Origin of the sequence: Methylobacterium aquaticum, from assembly GCF_001043915.1 — a bacterium.
Taxonomy (GTDB): domain Bacteria; phylum Pseudomonadota; class Alphaproteobacteria; order Rhizobiales; family Beijerinckiaceae; genus Methylobacterium; species Methylobacterium aquaticum.
In genome coordinates this window covers 1-17,852 of sequence record NZ_LABX01000245.1, presented here as the reverse complement: position 1 = coordinate 17,852, position 17,852 = coordinate 1, and the positions used below count along the sequence as shown (strand labels likewise).

The following is a 17,852-nucleotide window of genomic DNA, read 5'->3' as shown; positions in this document are numbered from 1 at the left end:
AAACCGCCTCGACAAGCGGGCTTGTCGTGATCGCTGGCGGGTCGAGGCGGTTTTCTGCCGCCTCAAAGACTTCCGCCGCATCGCCACCCGCTACGACAAGCTGGCCCGCAACTTCGCCTCGGCTCTCGCTCTGGCTGCCGTCATCGCGTTCTGGTGCTGATTGAGTCTCAACCCTAATGATTGCATGCCGGCAGGTAACGGTCGCACCTGCCGGTATACTCTTTTGTTAGAGGCAGCTTCGAAGAGCAAACGGCTGCTTCCGCGTGCATGAGCACCGGAAGTGGACCGGCAGGAAATCACCTAACTCGATCGTTGGTCGCTGCCTCAACGGCCTGGAGACGGACTTTTCCCAATGCCATCACGGGTCGATACTAGCTCCTCGCGTGGTCAAGCCGATTTGGATCGGATCCTCGCTTCCGGAGCACGGAGACCATTGACGAGGGCACCGGGGCAACTGAATCGGCCTGCACATGGAGAACCGCGAGCGCGGCCGCGTGTTGCCCCGGCATGACCGAAACGCAAGCCCCCTCCGACCCGACTATCCAGGCCCGCCGGCGCGAGATCGTCGCCGAGCACCTGCTGTTCACTACCCTCCGCTTCCTCGCCGGGCGCCATCCGGAGCTGCTCGACGCTCTCGACGCCAGCGTCGACCACCTCGGCGATCCAGGTGGCGGCGAGATGCAGGACGACGAGGCCGTGCGCGAGATCGCTCGCCGCTTCATCGACAGCCTCCGCGCCGAAGCTCGGACATGACCGCCCCAACCGGGATCACCGAGACCTTGGCGAGGTTCGGCCCAGGCGCCCCTTTGGTGCTCTGCCACGATGACGCCGACGGCCTGTCGGCTGGTGCCCTCTTCGCCCGCGCCCTCGCGCAGACGTCTCACGGCCCAGCGCGGGTGCGGGTGATCGGGCGCGGCGAGAGTGCCTGGTCCGACGCGGTCCGGGCCGAGCTCGCCGCCGGCCCGTCGGTCGCGGGCCTGATCGTCACCGATCTCGGCGTGCAGGCCGAGCCGGTCCTGCCCGGGGTGCCGACGATCCTCGTTGATCACCACGTGCCGCGCAGCGAGCCCAGCGCGGAGGTCGCGACCGTCATCAGCGGCTACGGCGCGGAGCCGACACCGACCTCGAGCCTCCTCGCCCAGGCCTGCGCGGCCGCACTCATCGGCGAGGCGGAGGCCGAGGCGCTGGTCTGGCTCGCCGCCCTCGGGGCCGTGGGCGATCTCGGCGAGCGCGCGAGCGCAGCGCAGTTTCCCGCCGTGATGGCGGGTGCGCGGCGGTTCGGCACCCTCAAGGCCCTGCGCGAGGCCGTGAGCCTGGTGAACGCCCCACGCCGCTCCAGCCGCGGTGACGCTGCGCCCGCCTTGCGCTTGCTGCTGCGGGCGGACGGGCCGGACGCCATCGTCTCCGATACCTCGCCCGACGGCGAGGCGCTGCGGCAGGCCCGCGCTGAGGTGAAGGCGGCCCTCGATGCCGCGCGCAAGCTGCCGCCGCTCTTCGCTGGCCCGGTCGCGCTGATCCGCTGCGACTCGCCCTGCCAGATCCACCCGCTTGTCGCCCAGTCCTGGACTCACCGCCTGCGCCGGCAGGTCGTCATCGGCGCCAATGCGGGGTTTCGTGAGGGCTTCGTGCACTTTGCCGCCCGCAGCGCCACGGTGCCCGACCTGATCGCCTTCCTGCAGGAACGCGCGCCGCCCCTCTGCTCCGATGACCAGTTCGCGCAAGGCCACCGGCGCGCTACGGGAGGGCAGGTGACGCTGGAGACCTGGAACCGCTTCGTCGCCGGGCTCGGTTTTAGATCTGAGGCGATGGCATGACCTTGTCCAATGCATCCCAAGCACAAGCCTGCATCGGGAGGGAGCTAAGTCCTAGAAAGTCCGGCCCTCGTCGTGAGGGATGCCTTCTGTGCTCATGACGCCCCTGGCCCGGCCCTTGGCGGGTGCGATCCTTGGCCCCCGGTGAGCTTCGGAGGCCCGAGCAGTCTGCTGTTCGGATGGGGTATGCGAGTTCAGGTCACGGTGCTCTGGATGGGCAACCACGAGAACGATCGACCGTTACGCCTGCGAGGACAGCTTCGACGGGACGGAGATGTCGGACCGGATCGATCACGACCTACATGCCGTCCTTCGTTGTCCAGAAGCACGCCGCGCGTCGGCTCCACTACGATTTCCGGCTCGAGGTCGGCGGCGTGCTGAAGAGCTGGGCGGTGACCCGCGGCCCGAGCCTGATCACCGGCGAGAAGCGGCTCGCCATTGAGGTCGAGGACCACGCCTTGAGCTATGGCAGCTTCGAGGGCGTGATCCCGGCCGGGTCCTACGGTGCGGGCGCTGTGCTCCTGTGGGATCGCGGCACCTGGGAGCCGGAGGGCGATCCGATTACGGGTCTCGCTGCCGGGTTGCTCCGCTTTCACCTCCACGGCGCGAAGCTGACCGGCGGCTGGCGCCTCACGCGCCTGCCGCCCCGCGGGCGGCAGGTCTCCTGGCTCCTCATCAAGGCCGCCGACGCGGCGGCCCGCCCGCGCGGCGCGCCCGACATCCTGGAGGAGTGCCCGCACTCCGTCGCCTCCGGCCGCACGATCGAGGCGGTGGCAGCGGATGCGTCTTGAGGCATCGGCCACGGGTGCGAGCGCAGACGCTCAATTTCGTCTTATGCATTTTGGTAAACGCCGACACGGAACCGTTATAACGCACATGGCAGCCGCTGGAGCTGCCCACGCAACGGAGTTCGTGATGTCATCGAAGAAGGCCGCCCCGACTAAGTCCGTGCTCAAGGTGAATGATTATACCTTGGTGCAGTTTGATGAAGATGCTCTGAGGGCAATTATTAGGGAGGAAATCGCACTATTTGCCTCTTTTAACGTTAACAACCATAATGCTACTAATGATAACCTGAAGCGCATCGAGAGCAAGATCGATAAGCTTGTTTGGTTTATCAGCTAAGCAACCTGCAGATTATACCGCAATCTCATCTACTTACTGTAGCAAGCGAACAGTGGTTAGATGAGATTGCAGTTATCTAACTCGACATTTTTCGAAACTTAGCCATGATGGAGGGACCCATCTTGTTAATCACTAGGTGCTGGGCAAGAACCTCGCGGCGCTCTAACCAAGAGTTTTTCGCCATGAAAGTGAGCGATGGTCCACGAGAAGTCCATATGTATACATAATCCACGCGCACACGAGACTGGCCAGCTGCATCGAGTGAAGAGATTGACTGCGCAACGCTATCTACCAACGGCACGTGCTAGCTCTGGGACATCGATAGGACAAACACGGGGCCGACGTCCGCTCTGAGTCCGGTTGAAGGCAATGCGAACTACCTCCGCATACGTTCGATGTCCCCTTGATGTCCTATGAATGTCCCATTGATGTCCCGCTTTGACGCTCGAAAACGCTAATGCGAATCGATTTTGGGATATTTGTCCCATGATTCAAGCTGAGCAAAGTGCTATAGGCGAAGGAAAGCCTCAGGAATAGCGCTGGGATAGCGCTTTGATCGCCCCGACCTCGTTTATTTTCGCTGACCCTCTCGCCTCGTCCTTGTCGACGGTCAGACCTCACGAACGGTCTCATGACATCGCCGAAGTGATCCAGCACGCGCTCGACATGCAGGAGAGAGTCGCTCTGCTCAACGACGTCACCACGTCGGAGATATCCTTGCAGGGCCATCCGCGGCGTCCTTCAGTGCAGCGCTCACGGAGGACGACAGACACGATGGCGACGATCAGAAAGCTTCGGGGGCGCTGGCAAGCCTCCGTCAGGCGCAAGGGTATGCAGCCCCGCTCAAAGAGCTTCGACTCGAAAACCGAGGCTGAGCGCTGGGCGCGCACCCTCGAAGCCGAGCTCGACCTGTGGGGCGTAGATGAGCGCCGAGCGCAGGGCGTCGAAGCCGGTGCGGAACCAGGATTTCTGACGCCGGCCATGAGCCTTTCGGGGGATGGAGCGCGGTCCCATCGTGGCGGTGGCTGTCTTGTAGACCCACGCCATCGCCAGGGTCAAAACGGCCAGAAGCAATTCGATCTTTTCATGATGAGTGAGGTGAGTATCCTCCATGTTGAGGCCGCGGGTCTTGGCATCGCCAAAGAGGCATTCGATCCCCCAGCGTCGCCGATAAGCCTGGAGCGCCCGCTTAGGTTTGTCCGTGTTGGTCATCACGACCAGCCACTCGCCGCTAGTTAACTGCTTGGCCGCCAAGTTCACGGGTAGCTGCGTGTCAGGCAGGATGACATTGAGCGTATGTATGGTCCGCCGTCCCCGCTTGTTGCGCAACAAGCTCTCAATCGACCACAGCCGCCCGTCCGGCAGGCTCATGATGAGTTCGGATCGGACGCGAATGGCAAACGGGATCTTGGCATCGATCAGAAATTTGAACCAGGCTGCACCAATGAACTCGCGATCGGCGAGAAGGAGCTCGATCGAGCTGGGATCGAACCGACTCAAGTATCGGTTGAGCAAAGCGATCCGTTGATCCGTGTTACTGTTGCCCTGATGACCGAGCGCTGTCCAAAATAGCGGAATGCGAAAGCGACGGGTCACGAGAGCAAGCATCAGGATATTGACGTCGTGCCGACCGACTTTCCAGTTGGTCTGGTCAAGCGCAAGACATTTGGGGCGGGCCAGATTGAGCATACGAACGACGAGAGCGGCGATGACGGCTTGGTCGAGGCGGACATACTGAAAGAAGCGTTGCAGGCGGCGATACTTCGAGGCGTAACAGGCTGCTCCGCGACAATGGCTGGCAATGTGGGTGAGGTTGACGCTTCGGCCGTGGATCAATCCGATGATCAAGGCGCTGAGGGTTTCGAGGCGCGATTTGCTCAGTGCGAGGTGCGCCGATAGGCTCACGACTAGGGCGGTGTGCGGGCAACAGGACATTGCGGGATCCTCTTGGCGGAGAATCCTTCAGTCCACCACAGCGCACCGCCCACCACCAGCGCCTCTACCTTGACTGTAACAGCGTCGCAATGGGTACTGTCGTGTACCGTGGCCAGCGCTCTGGGGTCAGATACGCTGCCGCCTTGACGATGAGCTGAGCGCGCTCTTCTAATACGGTCGGATCGAGGGTGTTGATAACGCGCACAGGGTTGCATGCAGATGAGGACGTCATCTGTGGGATCCTTCCATGTCTGAGTTCGTGTTCGCAGCGCTGCTATGCTCGTTATAGCGGTCGGCCGTCGGCGCTTCACACGAGAAGCGCAGATTCTCGCTTCCAAAACGCCAAGCTGTCAGGAGGCCCGCCAGCAGGCACTCTTCGTGTCCCCTACTCACCCAGCCCTCGATACGGCCAAGCCGCTCAGCGACGCTCCTGAGCGATCCTGGTGCCGTGGGATGTGGAAGTCCTAGGTCGAATCGAGACGCGCGTGGGCTGTGCCTTATGTGCTCACCGCCCTCCCAGCGCGTCCTTGGCGACACGGTGTCCTTGACGATCTAGATACCCCTCGGAACGCACTCGCGCCTCTCCTACCGGGAGACTCACCGGCGGGCACCGTTCGCGGCAGCTAGGTATGAGCACCCGATCCCCCGGAACCGCTCAGCGACGCTCCCAGCGCATCCTACGCATACTCCAGATCTCGACCGAGCAGGGCTGGTGCTCGGGACCGCGATCAGTCATGCCATGACAGACCAGGAGCGCGCCCATGCCGCTGACGATCTCCGTGTTCTCCGACGTGATCTGCCCGTGGTGCTACGTCGGCAAGCGCCGGCTCGAACGCGCCCTCGACCAGCTCGACCTACGCAACAGCACCGCGATCGAATGGCTGCCCTCCGAGCTGAACCCGACCATGCCGCCCGACGGCATGGAACGCGCCCTCTACCGCTCCCGCAAGTTCGGGGCGGAGCGCAGCGCCGAGCTCGACGCGCAGATGGCCGAGCTCGGGCGGCAGGAGGGCATCGGCTTCGCGTTCGACAGGATGACGCGCACGCCGAGCACGCGGCGCGCCCACATGCTGATCGCGACAGCCTCGCAGCACGGACGGGCCGACCCGGTCGTGGACGCCCTGTTCCGCGCCTATTTCGAGGAGGGCCGTGACGTCGGCGATTCAGAGGTTCTGCGCGAGATCGGCGCCGCCGTGGGGCTTGAACGCGAAGTCGTCGACGACGCGCTCGGCAACGAGCAGCTGAGAACTCTCGTCGAATCCATCGAGCGGCAGGCTGGCAAGATGCAGGTCGCGGGCGTGCCGTTCTTCATCGTCGACCGCAAGTGGGCGGTCTCCGGCGCGCAGCCGGCCGAGCAGTGGCTCGCAGCCCTCAAGGGGGTGTAGATTTCGCCACCACACCTCCCGGCGGGCTGCAACTTCGAGTTTTGAACCAAAATCATTGCATCCATAAGCGACAGAGGGCTGGCTTACTGGCGCATTTGGCGTTAGCCCTAGCGATACTCGCCGCAAGGTATAGCCGCCGATGGCGCGGTCGGCACGCAGGGCTGATCTATGCGTGGTCGTTACTCGTCATGATCTGATCGCAAATCATCGTCACTTGAACGAGCGACTTGAGATGACGATCAAGGCGCGCCATCAGTCTTATCGGAGCCCGTGCGTGGGATACGGCATCAAGCTTTACGTCTGGGGGGATCGCGCCTGCTTCACGCGACCTGAGATGAAGGTGGAACGCGTCTCCTACGACGTCATGACGCCGTCCGCCGCCCGCGGCATCCTCGAATCTGTCCTCTGGAAGCCGCAGATGCGCTGGATCGTCGACCGCATCCACGTGCTCAGGCCGATCCGCTTCCAGTCGCTGCGGCGGAACGAAGTCGAGGACAAGATGTCGTCGGCCCTCGCCGAACGCGCCATGCAGGCGGGCTCGACGGCGGGGCTCGGCCTCGTGGTCGAGGAGAAGCGCCAGCAGCGGGCCGCGACCCTGCTCACGAACGTCGCCTACGTCATCGAGGCGCGTTTCGCGCTCACCGACAAGGCCGGCCGCGACGACACGCCAGCCAAGTATCTGAGCATGTTCAACCGCCGCGCCGCGGCCGGGCAGTGCTTCCACCGCCCCTGCCTCGGCACGCGCGAGTTCCCGGCCGATTTCGCCTTGCTCGCCGATGAGGCCCCGCTGCCGGCTAGCACGCTGCCCACCGAGCAGCGCGACCGCGACCTTGGGTGGATGCTCCACGACATCGTTGGGCCGCAGCGGGCGTCGCAGTTCTTCCGCGCCCGCCTCACGGGCGGAGTCCTCGACGTGCAGGCTTGCCTCGCCGAGGGGACGGTGACGTGACCGTCCTCCAGGCTCTCGATCGCTACTACGACCGCATGGCGGCGCGGGGCGAGGCGGAGGCGCCGGGCTTCTCGCGCGAGAAGATCGGCTTCTGCCTCGTGCTCGCGCCGGACGGCGCCGTCGTCGAGATGCAGGACCTGCGCGAGACCGCGGGCCGCAAGCGCCAGCCCCGGCTCCTCGACGTGCCGGCCGCGGTCAAGCGCACCGCCGGCATCCTGCCGAACCGGCTGTGGGACAAGACCGCCTACGTCCTCGGCCGCACCGCCGGCCCGGGCCGCCGGACCGCCGAGGAGCACGCCGCCTTCAAGGCGCTGCACCGCGAGCTGCTGGCGGGGGCCGACGATCCGGGTCTCCTGGCGCTCGCCCGCTTCCTCGAGTCCTGGGATCCGGCCGCGTTCGACGCGGCTCCGTTCGAGCCGGAGATGCTCGACGCCAACTTGGTCTTCCGGCTCGCCGGCGAGCACGCCTACCTCCACGACCGGCCGGCGGCCCGGCGCCTCGTGGCGGGGGCCCCCGCCGCGGAGGCGACCGGCCCGGTCTGCCTCGTCACCGGCCGGCCCGCCGCCCCCTTGCGGCTCCACCCGACCATCAAGGGCGTGGAGGGCGCACAATCCTCCGGCGCCGCGCTCGTCTCCTTCAACAAGGACGCCTTCACCTCCTACGGCAAGATGCAGGGCGACAACGCGCCAGTCTCGGCGGAGGCGGGCTTCCGCTACGGCGCGGCCCTCAACCGGATGCTCGACCGCACCAGCCGCAACCGCCTGCGCCGGCCGCTCGGCGACGCCACGGTGGTGTTCTGGGCCGACACCTCGGCCACGGTCGACGAGGACGCGGCGACCGCGGCCGAGGACACCTTCGCGGCGTGGTTCGATCCCGCTCCGGGCCCGGCTCCCGATCAGGACGCCGCCGAGGCGGCGCTGATCCGCGATGCCCTCGCGGCGCTGGCCGCGGGCCGCCCAATCGCGGCGGTTGCCCCTGCGGTGTCGCCCGGCACCCGCTTCCACATCCTCGGGCTCACACCCAACGCCGCGCGCCTCTCGGTGCGGTTCTGGCTGGAGGATTCCTTCGAGGCATTCGCGCGGCGCCTGGCGCAGCACCATGCCGATCTCGCGCTCGAACCCCGCCCCCGCGGCTGGGGCAGGCCGCCCGCCATCGGGCGCCTGCTCGTCAAGACGACGGCGCTTCAGGAGAAGTTCGAGAACATCCCGCCCCTGCTCGCCGGCGAGGTCGCCCGGGCGGTGCTCGCCGGCACCCGTTACCCGCGCAGCTGGCTCGCGGCGGCCCTGGTGCGCCTGCGGGCGGGGGACGATCCCTCGACCGGCTGGCATGCCGCCGCCATCCGCGCCTGCCTGATGCGGGACCTGCGCCTGACTGGAGACCGAGGAGAGATTCCGGTGAGCCTCGACAAGGACGATCCCAGCCCCGCCTACCAGCTCGGGCGCCTGTTCGCGGCGCTCGAAGCCGCGCAGCGCCTCGCCCTCGGCCGGGGACTCAACGCCACGATCCGCGACCGCTATTTCGGGGCCGCCTCGGCGACGCCGGCAGGCGTCTTCCCGCTGCTGCTGCGGGGCGCGCAGAACCATGTCGGGCGCCTGCGCAAGGACGGCAAGGATTACTGGATCGAGCGCGAGATCGGCGAGATCGTCGAGCGGCTGCCCTCCGCGCTGCCGCGGGTCCTGCGGCTCGAAGCGCAGGGGCGCTTCGCCATCGGCTATTACCACCAGCGGCAGGCGCAGTTCGCCCGCCGGCCGGCCCTCGCCTCCGTCGAGGCCGACGGCACGGAAGCCGGCCCGACCGACGACACCCCGATCGAGGACAGCCAGGATGACGTCTGAGGCCACCGGCGTGACCCGCCGCCACGAATTCGTGCTGTTCTTCGACGTGCAGAACGGCAACCCCAACGGGGACCCGGATGCCGGCAACCTGCCGCGCCTCGATCCCGAGACCAACCAGGGCCTCGTCTCGGACGTCGCCCTCAAGCGCAAGATCCGCAACTACGTCGCGCTCGCCCGCGCCGACGTGCCGGGCCACGAGATCTACATGCGCGACGGCGCCACCCTGAACGTCGAGCACCGGCGGGCCTGGACCGCCGTGATGCCGGAGGCCAAGCCCGAGGACCAGAAGAAGCTGCCGAAGGAGGCCAAGGCGCGCGAGCTGACGCGGTGGATGTGCGCCAATTTCTGGGACATCCGGACCTTCGGAGCGGTGATGACCACCGGCGTCAATGCCGGGCAGGTGCGCGGGCCGGTGCAGCTCGCCTTCGCGCGCTCGGTCGAGCCGGTCCTGCCGCTCGAGATCGCCATCACGCGCCTGGCCGCCACCACGGAATCCGACGCCGAGACCAAGGGCGGGCGCACCATGGGCCGCAAGCACATCGTGCCCTACGGCCTCTACCGGGCCCACGGCTTCGTCTCGGCGCCGCTCGCCTCGCATCCGGTGAAGGGCACGGGCTTCTCGGACGACGACCTCGCGCTGCTGTTCGAGGCGCTCGGGCAGATGTTCGATCACGACCGCTCGGCTGCCCGCGGCGAGATGGCGACCCGCAAGCTCGTGATCTTCCGCCACGCCACGGCGCTCGGCAACGCGCCCGCCCACGCGCTGTTCGAGCGGGTGCGCACCTTGCGGGTGCACAAGGGCGAGGCGCACGAGATCGGTGCCGACGCCACCGACAACTGGCCTCCGGCCCGCAGCTTCGCGGATTACCGAGTCACGGTGGACCGGGAGGGACTGCCGGCGGGGGTCGAGGTGATCGAGCGGTAGCCCTGGAAGAATGACCGCCGGACCGCCCTGCTCCGCCGCCGAGGACGACCTCATCCCGCTCTCGGCGCTCCAGCATCACCTGTTCTGCCCGCGCCAGAACGCGCTCATCCATGTCGAGCGGCTCTGGGCCGAGGACGCGGCGACGGCGGAGGGGCGCCTCCTGCACGAGCGCGTCGATTCCGGGGAAGGCGAGGGCCGGCCGGGCCTGCGCATCGCGCGCGGCCTCGCGCTGCGCTCCTTCGCGCTCGGCGTGGCGGGCCGGGCCGACGCAGTGGAGTTCCGGGGCCGGCCGGCCCGTCCGGTCCCGGTGGAATACAAGCGCGGCAAGCCGAAGGCGCACCGGGCCGACGAGGTCCAGCTCTGCGCCCAGGCGATCTGCCTGGAGGAGATGTTCGGCTGCCCGGTCCCCGAGGGGGCTCTGTTCTACGGCCAGACCCGGCGCCGCGTGCGGGTCGCGTTCGACGAGGACCTGCGCGCGCTCACCGCCGAGGTCGCGGCGGCGGCCCGCGCGATGATCGCCGGCGGGGTGACACCGGCTCCCATCCGCAAACCGGCCTGTCGCCGCTGCTCGCTCGAATCGTTGTGCAAGCCCGACCGCCTGGAGACGGCCCCGAAGGTCGCCCGGTGGCTCGCGGGTCAGATCGCAGACTGAGGACGTCCATCATGCGCCGGATGCGCAACACGATCTACGTCACGAGCGAGGACGCTTGGCTCCGCAAGGATGGCGCCAACGTCGTCGTTGAGGTCGAAGGCCGCGAACGCGGCCGCGCACCGCTGCACATGATCGACGGGGTGGTGAGCTTCGGGCGCGCGGGCGCCTCGCCGTCGCTGCTGGCGGCCTGCGCCGAGGCCGGGATCACGGTCTCGCATCTCGACCCGAACGGCCGTTTCCTCGCCCGGGTCGAGGGGCCGCGCAGCGGCAACGTGCTGCTGCGCCGCGCCCAGTATCGCGTCGCCGACGACGCGCCGCGTGCCGCCCTGATCGTGCGCGGCATCGTCACGGCCAAGACCGCGAACCAGCGGGCCGTGCTGCGGCGGGCCCTGCGCGACCATGGCGAGCGCCTGGGCACCGACGCGGTCGCGGGCCTGTCGGCTGCGGAAGCCCGCCTGACCGACATCGCGCGGCGTGCGCTGGTCGCGGACGACGTCGACGGCCTGCGCGGCCTCGAGGGCGAGGCCGCCGCGCAGTATTTCGGTGTTTTCCGGCACCTGATCCGCGTCGACGATCCGGCCTTCACCTTCGCCGGCCGGTCCCGACGGCCCCCTCTCGACCGGATCAACGCCCTGCTGTCGTTTCTCTATGCGCTGCTCGGCCACGATTGCCGCTCTGCCCTGGAGGCGCACGGCCTCGACCCGCAGGTCGGATATCTGCACGCCGACCGCCCGGGCCGCGCCAGCCTCGCCCTCGACCTGATGGAGGAACTGCGCCCTGTCCAGGCCGACCGGCTCGCCCTCAGCCTCGTCAACCGGCGCCAGCTCGGCGCGGAGGATTTCACCGTCGAGGAGACGGGCGGCGTGCGCCTCACGGACGAGGCGCGCAAGCGTGTCCTCGTCGCCTGGCAGGAGCGCAAGCGCGAAGAGCTGCGTCACCCTTTCCTCAACGAAACGATGCCGCTCGGCCTCGTCTGCCACGCCCAGGCGCAGATGTTGGCCCGGCACCTGCGCGGCGACCTCGACGGCTACCCCGCCTTCGTCTGGAAGTGAGGCGGCGCCATGTTGATGCTCGTGGCCTACGACGTGAACACCGAATCCGCAGCCGGACGGCGCCGCCTGCGCCGCGTCGCCCGGGCCTGCCTCGATTATGGACAGCGCGTGCAGAACTCGGTCTTCGAATGCGAGGTCGAGCCGGCCCAATGGACGGAACTGCGCGCCCGTCTCATGGCTGAGATCGACCCGTCGCACGACTCGCTCCGCTTCTACCGCCTGGGCTCCGATGCGCGAGGCCGGATCGAGCACGTCGGGGCCAAGCCGATCCTCGATCTCGACGGACCGCTGCTCTTCTAGACGCGTGCGCGAACCCCAAGCGGACAGCCTTCTCCCGACGCCTTCGCGCGTCGCACAACCTGTTGCGGTAAGACGCATTTCGATGGCGCGCCGGTCCCGTCACGGCGCGGAACGCCGGTGATCGGGGGACGTTCGCGCAGAAGCGTCCTATTTCGTTTTACGCGCAAGTGGTTAGGGTGCCGCCGTCGCCCCCTCACGGGGGCGCGGATCGAAACAACCGCGGCCTGCTCTCTGGGCTCGTGCCCGAAGTCGCCCCCTCACGGGGGCGCGGATCGAAACAGCCGCGGCCAGGCCAGCCTCGGCGGGCTCACGCGTCGCCCCCTCACGGGGGCGCGGATCGAAACTACGAGGCATGGTCTCAGATCCGCTCCGCCATTGTCGCCCCCTCACGGGGGCGCGGATCGAAACTCTCGTCTCGCGCGTGATTTCGTCGACGCGATGGGTCGCCCCCTCACGGGGGCGCGGATCGAAACCCAATTCGCCTTGATCTATGTCCCGACGATTTGGTCGCCCCCTCACGGGGGCGCGGATCGAAACACGCTTTCGACCGCTAGGCTGCGGGCTTTGGCGAGGTCGCCCCCTCACGGGGGCGCGGATCGAAACGCAGGATCTATTCAGCAACGCTCATGACCGCGCGGTCGCCCCCTCACGGGGGCGCGGATCGAAACCGCTATGGCGGTGGTGGTCGTGGCGCAACGCAGGGTCGCCCCCTCACGGGGGCGCGGATCGAAACCTTTTGTCGGGCGAGCATGTGGGTGAGTAGCGCGGTCGCCCCCTCACGGGGGCGCGGATCGAAACTTCTGCAGGATGGCGCCCAGCAGCGCCTGTTCGGGTCGCCCCCTCACGGGGGCGCGGATCGAAACCTCCTCGGCTACGGCCCGCTCGCGGTGCGCAACTGGTCGCCCCCTCACGGGGGCGCGGATCGAAACTCAATGGGTCGCGCTGCTACGCCAGCGATGGCAATGTCGCCCCCTCACGGGGGCGCGGATCGAAACGCGTCGGTCTCTATGCCAAGGCGCTCACTGGCAAGTCGCCCCCTCACGGGGGCGCGGATCGAAACACTTACGGGACCCACGCTCCGCCCTGGCGTTTAGTCGCCCCCTCACGGGGGCGCGGATCGAAACCTCCCGGGCGATGAGGGCTGCGCGATTGGGTCTGGTCGCCCCCTCACGGGGGCGCGGATCGAAACCAGTTTTGCATTAGCCACGGATGCCGCTCACATGTCGCCCCCTCACGGGGGCGCGGATCGAAACCGATAGACCGCGGCCCGTGCGGCGTTGGCGCTGTGTCGCCCCCTCACGGGGGCGCGGATCGAAACCTGCGTCTCACCGCGGCTCCCTCCGATCGCGCCGGTCGCCCCCTCACGGGGGCGCGGATCGAAACAAGGACAAGGTCGAGCACTCCGGCCCGAACGGCGTCGCCCCCTCACGGGGGCGCGGATCGAAACATCAACGCAGCGGCTGAAACGGGCCTCCCGCTCGGTCGCCCCCTCACGGGGGCGCGGATCGAAACAGCCCTACGCCGACGGCCTCGACCTCGTGGGCGGTCGCCCCCTCACGGGGGCGCGGATCGAAACTCCCCCGAGATCACCCCTCTGGGTCATGCCTGATGGTCGCCCCCTCACGGGGGCGCGGATCGAAACCCTGAAGCGCGCCTTTGGCGCCGGCGCTCGCGAGGTCGCCCCCTCACGGGGGCGCGGATCGAAACCTGGCGGTGATGCAGGCAATCCCGTCCGACAAATGTCGCCCCCTCACGGGGGCGCGGATCGAAACCCAGCGAGGCCGCGCCTGAGTTGATGCCGACCTGGTCGCCCCCTCACGGGGGCGCGGATCGAAACGTGGCTCTCCCCCGAGGCGGGCGAGCGCACGAATGGTCGCCCCCTCACGGGGGCGCGGATCGAAACCTGTCACGGGCCGTGAACGACTACGCGGCCCGGCGGTCGCCCCCTCACGGGGGCGCGGATCGAAACTGCGCCGCCATCGTGAGCACCCGCATGGCTCTAGTCGCCCCCTCACGGGGGCGCGGATCGAAACCCGGCTGCGCGGTGGCGTGACGGAGAGGATGGCGGGTCGCCCCCTCACGGGGGCGCGGATCGAAACTGCATATCATAGCCAGCCGCCGCCAGAGCCCAACCGTCGCCCCCTCACGGGGGCGCGGATCGAAACCTCTATCGCATGAGCGGCAAGCGCCGGGAAATGGGGGTCGCCCCCTCACGGGGGCGCGGATCGAAACAGTGTCTGTCGTCGCGCCCTTGAGGGTGGACGACATGTCGCCCCCTCACGGGGGCGCGGATCGAAACGACTGATCCGGAGCAAGGGAATAGGTGTCTATTGTCGCCCCCTCACGGGGGCGCGGATCGAAACATAGCGCCACGGTGTGCATGTCGCGGGCCCTGTCGTCGCCCCCTCACGGGGGCGCGGATCGAAACAACGACCTCGAGCCCTATCCCGGCCCCTATGTCGGGTCGCCCCCTCACGGGGGCGCGGATCGAAACCGCCAGATGGCGATCGAGCACGGCTCGCCGCAACGTCGCCCCCTCACGGGGCGCGGATCGAAGGACAGGCGAGGCGGCCCAGACAACCGGACCGCCTCATTCACCAGCGTCGTGGCGGATGCGGCGTCACGCGATGATGTTGTCCTCCGGGGCGCGGTAGGCATCGTCCTCCAGGGTCAGACCGGATCGAGACTCGTAGAACGCCATGTCGTCGAGGCGCAGCAGCGCCCCTTCGAGCCTGGAGTGGACGGGTCGCAAGCGCCCAACGGCCAGCCAGCGCGCGCGCAGCGTCGGAGGAACGGGCACGACGTAGCCCTGAAGGCGGCGCAGATCGTCGCCGAGGGGGCGGTCCATGGCGGCGATCCGCGCCAGCAGTGTCTCCGCGCGGCCGTCGTCGGAATCGGCCCGCCACGGCACGATGACCGGCTCCATCGCATCGTCGATAACGCGGAACGCCCGGGCGATGCTGGCGAAGGGGAAGGCCCATGTCTTCGCCCGCTCGGCGACGGCGGGGAGAATCGGCCAGATCTCCTCGTCCAGCCGAGGCGCATCGAAGGCGTGCTCACCCTTACGCCAGTAGAGCGCCGCGAAATAGGCCCGGATCGCGTCCGGTGCGAGCGGGTCGCCTCCTGCCCGCAACACCTCTTCGGCGGCGCGCCGGAACGGCTCCAGCTCCCGGGGCGGCGGCGCATCGGCCGGATCGAACACGACCACGCGCCCGGCGCCCGCCATGGCGCCCTCGCGGTTGCAGCGCCCTGCGGCCTGGGCCACCGCGTCGAGGCCGGCGGTGGCGCGCCAGACCTCCGGCAGGTCGATGTCGACGCCCGCCTCGATCAGCGAGGTGCTGACGATCCGCACCGGCCCTCCGTCGCGTAGCGCGGCCCTGGCGGCATCGAGCACGACCTTGCGGTGGCGCGGGCACATCAGGGTGCTGAGATGGACGGCACCCGGCAGGTGAGCGATCCGGTCGAACAGGGCTTTTGCGTGCCGGCGGCTGTTGACGATGCACAGCATCCGCGGGACCTCGGCGAAGCGCCGCGCGATGGCCTCGTCCTTGGTCGGGCCGGGGAGCCGCTCGACCGCGACCCGCCGCAGCGCCCGGTAGAGGCGCGGCGGATCGGGGGCGAGCTCGCGGGCGTCGTCGACCGGCAGCCCGGGCTCGAAGCCGTCGATCCGGCGCAGGGCGGGCTGCGTGGCCGTGCACAGCACGACGCTGGCGCCGTAGTTGCGGGTCAGTTCCTCGATCGCGGCCAGGCACGGCCTCAGCAGGGGCAGGGGCATCGCCTGCGCCTCGTCGAGGACGATGACGCTGCCGGCGAGGTTGTGCAGCTTGCGGCAGCGAGACGTGCGGTTCGCGAACAGGCTCTCGAAGAGCTGCACCGCCGTGGTGACGACGACGGGCGCATCCCAGTTCTCGGCGGCGCGGCGCAGCCGGGAGACCGGATCGAGGCCGATCCCGTCGTCGACGGTCCGGGCCGCGGCGGCCTGCCAGTCGAAGGTGGCGTGGTGCTCGAGGATCCCGGCGTCGTCCCCGAGGGCGGTGCGGAAGACCGCGGCGGTCTGCTCGATGATCGCGGTGAATGGCGCCACGTGGACGACCCGCCGCAGGCCGTGCCGCGCGGCGTGGTCGAGGGCGAAGGTGAGCGAGGCCAGCGTCTTGCCGCCCCCCGTCGGCACCGTGAGGGTGAAGAGGCCGGGGGAGAGCGCCGCCCGCTCGCGCACGGCCGCGAGCACTTCGGCCCGCACCGCGTTGACCGGACCGGGCCGGGCTTTCGCCGACAGCCCGTCCATATGCGCGCGAAGCCGCACCTGGAGGGCGGCGATCCCGGGATAGCCGCCGCGGGGGACTGGCCGCGAGCCGGCGTAGAAGCGCTCGGTCTCCAGGAAGTCGGCATCGACCAGGCAGGAGAAGAGCATCCGCGTGAGGAACGCGTGGGTGAAGCCCGGCAGCGTGCTCTGGATGAAGCGCCGGGTCGGGCTCAGCCTTCCCATCGGCGGGAGCGCAGCCGCGTGGCTCCGCCAGCCCTCGAAAGCGGGGATCTCGGTCTGATGCGGATCGAGCCGCCGGTCGATCCCGTCGCCGTCGTCGAGGCCCGCGTGGTGACCGGCGATGATGGTGGCAAGCATGCGCCCGACCGGGTGAGGGTATTCAGCCGTGGCCACGCGGGCACCCGCCGTCGAGTGATCGCAGCTCGAGGCTCGACCGTGCAGGTAGGCCTGGAAGATCTCCGACATCTTGCCGACATCGTGGAGCGTGCCGGCGAGCCGCGCCAGCTCACCCCAGCCGAAGACGTCGGCGAAGCGTGCCGCAGTATCGCCCACCCGGGCGAGATGATCCGCTAGGAGCTCCCACTGCGCGATCGACTGATTTGGCACCGAGTGGGCGTAGACTCCGTTCATGCCTGCTAAACCTTTCACGCCGCAGGGATCGTCACGACGGTGACATCAGAACAGCACAGGCACAGCCGGCACACCAGCGGCACGCGGCGTCAGCCGCGCCGCACGCCGTTCGCACCGCCGCCCCTTCTCCGCTTCGCCCTCTCTCCCCCGGCGCAGCCGACACGATTCGACCGTGTGACCTTTGCCGCAGGAGCCTTCGCCTGGATCCCCTTGAGCGGGCTCGCGATCCCTTTCCCTGTTGCGCTCCGGGCGGAGCCGGGCTACAGAGGCTTCGCGGTCAGCACCCGTAGCTCAGCTGGATAGAGCGTTGCCCTCCGAAGGCAAAGGTCACACGTTCGAATCGTGTCGGGTGCGCCATTCCTCTCAATGACTTAGCAGTCCGCAGCCTAGCCAGGCATCGTCCGGGGTACAGGCTACCAGCGAACCCGAGCGCACTGCAGTCGGCTTGTGGCGACCACCGATTCTGGGATTGCCCCACCGATCCGGGGCAATCCCAGGGGCAGGTAGCGACGGTACAAGCACTGCCTATTGGCATCGCTCAGGCAAGTGGGGCAAGCCAGGTGCACGCCGCGCAGGGGAATCGCTTCAGCTTTTTGAAGGGTCTGCTGGTGTGTGTCGGAGAAGGGCTTCGAGGTAGTCGGGATTGAGATTGGCGAGCTTTCTGCGGGCCTTGAGGCTGTGGCGATCGTGTGGTGCGCGCACGAGGTTGATGGCCATGTGGCGCACGACTGCCATGTTCTGCGGGCCTGATCCGGTCCGCAGCCGCACGAGGTCGTCGTGGAAGACGACGTCGAGCACCCAATGCAGGCGGTTCTCGATCTGCCAGTGCGCCCGCACGGCGGGGGCGGAGGGCTTGGGGTCGAGCCTCGCTGGAGAGAGATAGTAGCGGCGCCCGTGTTCGATCCGGCCGGCGCGGTTGACCTGCGTCTCCGTCATGCCGGTCATTGCCAGCTGAGGGATGTGCGGGGCGTCGGGGGAGGGGCGGTCCG

At 68.3% G+C, this 17,852-nt stretch carries 13 protein-coding genes, 1 tRNA gene, 3 pseudogenes and 1 CRISPR repeat array; of the genes and pseudogenes, 14 read left to right on the top strand and 3 right to left on the bottom strand.

Annotated features, from left to right (window positions below; all coding sequences use genetic code 11):
• From VP06_RS27320 to VP06_RS38310, 6 genes and pseudogenes are all read left to right on the top strand, one after another.
• The coding region (locus VP06_RS27320) for a transposase (RefSeq protein ID WP_048466956.1) at nt 1-160 on the top strand (160 nt) is incomplete at its 5' end.
• Nucleotides 161-507: 347 nt separating this feature from the next.
• On the top strand, nt 508-753 hold the full coding sequence (locus VP06_RS27315) for a hypothetical protein (protein ID WP_048466955.1): 246 nt from the start codon (nt 508-510) through the stop codon (nt 751-753).
• Nucleotides 750-1,814 carry a DHH family phosphoesterase gene (locus VP06_RS27310; RefSeq protein ID WP_048466954.1) on the top strand — a complete coding sequence of 355 codons (1,065 nt, stop codon included), beginning with the start codon at nt 750-752 and terminating at the stop codon, nt 1,812-1,814. The genes VP06_RS27315 and VP06_RS27310 overlap by 4 nt, the downstream gene beginning before the upstream one ends.
• Before the next feature lie 299 nt (nt 1,815-2,113).
• Nucleotides 2,114-2,593: pseudogene (locus VP06_RS27305) on the top strand (DNA polymerase ligase N-terminal domain-containing protein); the annotation flags it as partial.
• Nucleotides 2,592-2,936: a hypothetical protein gene (locus tag VP06_RS36750; RefSeq protein WP_156295803.1), complete on the top strand. Its 345-nt coding sequence runs from the start codon at nt 2,592-2,594 to the stop codon at nt 2,934-2,936. The pseudogene VP06_RS27305 and the gene VP06_RS36750, both read left to right, overlap by 2 nt.
• Nucleotides 2,937-3,710: 774 nt before the next feature.
• Nucleotides 3,711-3,854, top strand: a pseudogene (locus tag VP06_RS38310) (site-specific integrase); the annotation flags it as partial.
• Between the two features lie 57 nt (nt 3,855-3,911).
• On the opposite strand, the pseudogene VP06_RS27300 reads toward VP06_RS38310, so the two are convergent.
• Nucleotides 3,912-4,871, bottom strand: a pseudogene (locus VP06_RS27300) (IS4 family transposase); the annotation flags it as partial.
• 761 nt (nt 4,872-5,632) lie between these two features.
• Here VP06_RS27300 and VP06_RS27295 point away from each other — a divergent pair.
• The 7 genes from VP06_RS27295 to cas2 all read left to right on the top strand — a co-directional run bounded on the left by VP06_RS27295 (nt 5,633) and on the right by cas2 (nt 11,969).
• The gene (locus tag VP06_RS27295; protein WP_048466952.1) at nt 5,633-6,256 is read left to right on the top strand and encodes a DsbA family oxidoreductase; all 624 of its coding nucleotides are present in this window, start codon (nt 5,633-5,635) and stop codon (nt 6,254-6,256) included.
• Nucleotides 6,257-6,488: 232 nt separating this feature from the next.
• Nucleotides 6,489-7,205 carry a type I-C CRISPR-associated protein Cas5c gene (gene cas5c, locus VP06_RS27290; RefSeq protein ID WP_048466951.1) on the top strand — a complete coding sequence of 239 codons (717 nt, stop codon included), beginning with the start codon at nt 6,489-6,491 and terminating at the stop codon, nt 7,203-7,205.
• Complete coding sequence (cas8c, locus tag VP06_RS27285; RefSeq protein ID WP_082167656.1) at nt 7,202-9,040, top strand: type I-C CRISPR-associated protein Cas8c/Csd1; 1,839 nt, start codon at nt 7,202-7,204, stop codon at nt 9,038-9,040. The genes cas5c and cas8c overlap by 4 nt, the downstream gene beginning before the upstream one ends.
• Nucleotides 9,030-9,965, top strand: a complete 936-nt coding sequence (cas7c, locus tag VP06_RS27280) for a type I-C CRISPR-associated protein Cas7/Csd2 (RefSeq protein WP_048466950.1) — start codon at nt 9,030-9,032, stop codon at nt 9,963-9,965. Before cas8c ends, cas7c begins: the two co-directional genes overlap by 11 nt.
• Nucleotides 9,966-9,975: 10 nt before the next feature.
• Entirely contained in the window at nt 9,976-10,617 is a 642-nt protein-coding gene (gene cas4, locus VP06_RS27275; RefSeq protein ID WP_048466949.1) for a CRISPR-associated protein Cas4, read from the top strand.
• A gap of 11 nt (nt 10,618-10,628) precedes the next feature.
• The gene (cas1c, locus tag VP06_RS27270; RefSeq protein WP_048466948.1) at nt 10,629-11,669 is read left to right on the top strand and encodes a type I-C CRISPR-associated endonuclease Cas1c; all 1,041 of its coding nucleotides are present in this window, start codon (nt 10,629-10,631) and stop codon (nt 11,667-11,669) included.
• 9 nt (nt 11,670-11,678) lie between these two features.
• Entirely contained in the window at nt 11,679-11,969 is a 291-nt protein-coding gene (cas2, locus tag VP06_RS27265; protein ID WP_048466947.1) for a CRISPR-associated endonuclease Cas2, read from the top strand.
• 184 nt (nt 11,970-12,153) lie between these two features.
• Nucleotides 12,154-14,463: a CRISPR direct-repeat array (repeat unit 31 nt; unit sequence GTCGCCCCCTCACGGGGGCGCGGATCGAAAC).
• A gap of 126 nt (nt 14,464-14,589) precedes the next feature.
• Here the strand turns inward: cas2 and VP06_RS27260 are convergent.
• Nucleotides 14,590-16,863: a CRISPR-associated endonuclease Cas3'' gene (locus VP06_RS27260; protein ID WP_048466946.1), complete on the bottom strand. Its 2,274-nt coding sequence runs from the start codon at nt 16,861-16,863 to the stop codon at nt 14,590-14,592.
• Between the two features lie 280 nt (nt 16,864-17,143).
• On the opposite strand from VP06_RS27260, the gene VP06_RS27255 reads away from it, so the two are divergent.
• Nucleotides 17,144-17,220: transfer RNA gene (locus VP06_RS27255), tRNA-Arg, on the top strand.
• Between the two features lie 228 nt (nt 17,221-17,448).
• Here VP06_RS27255 and VP06_RS35400 read toward each other — a convergent pair.
• Nucleotides 17,449-17,852, bottom strand: a 404-nt coding sequence (locus VP06_RS35400; RefSeq protein WP_156295802.1) for an ISAs1 family transposase, incomplete at its 5' end; no start/stop codon positions are given.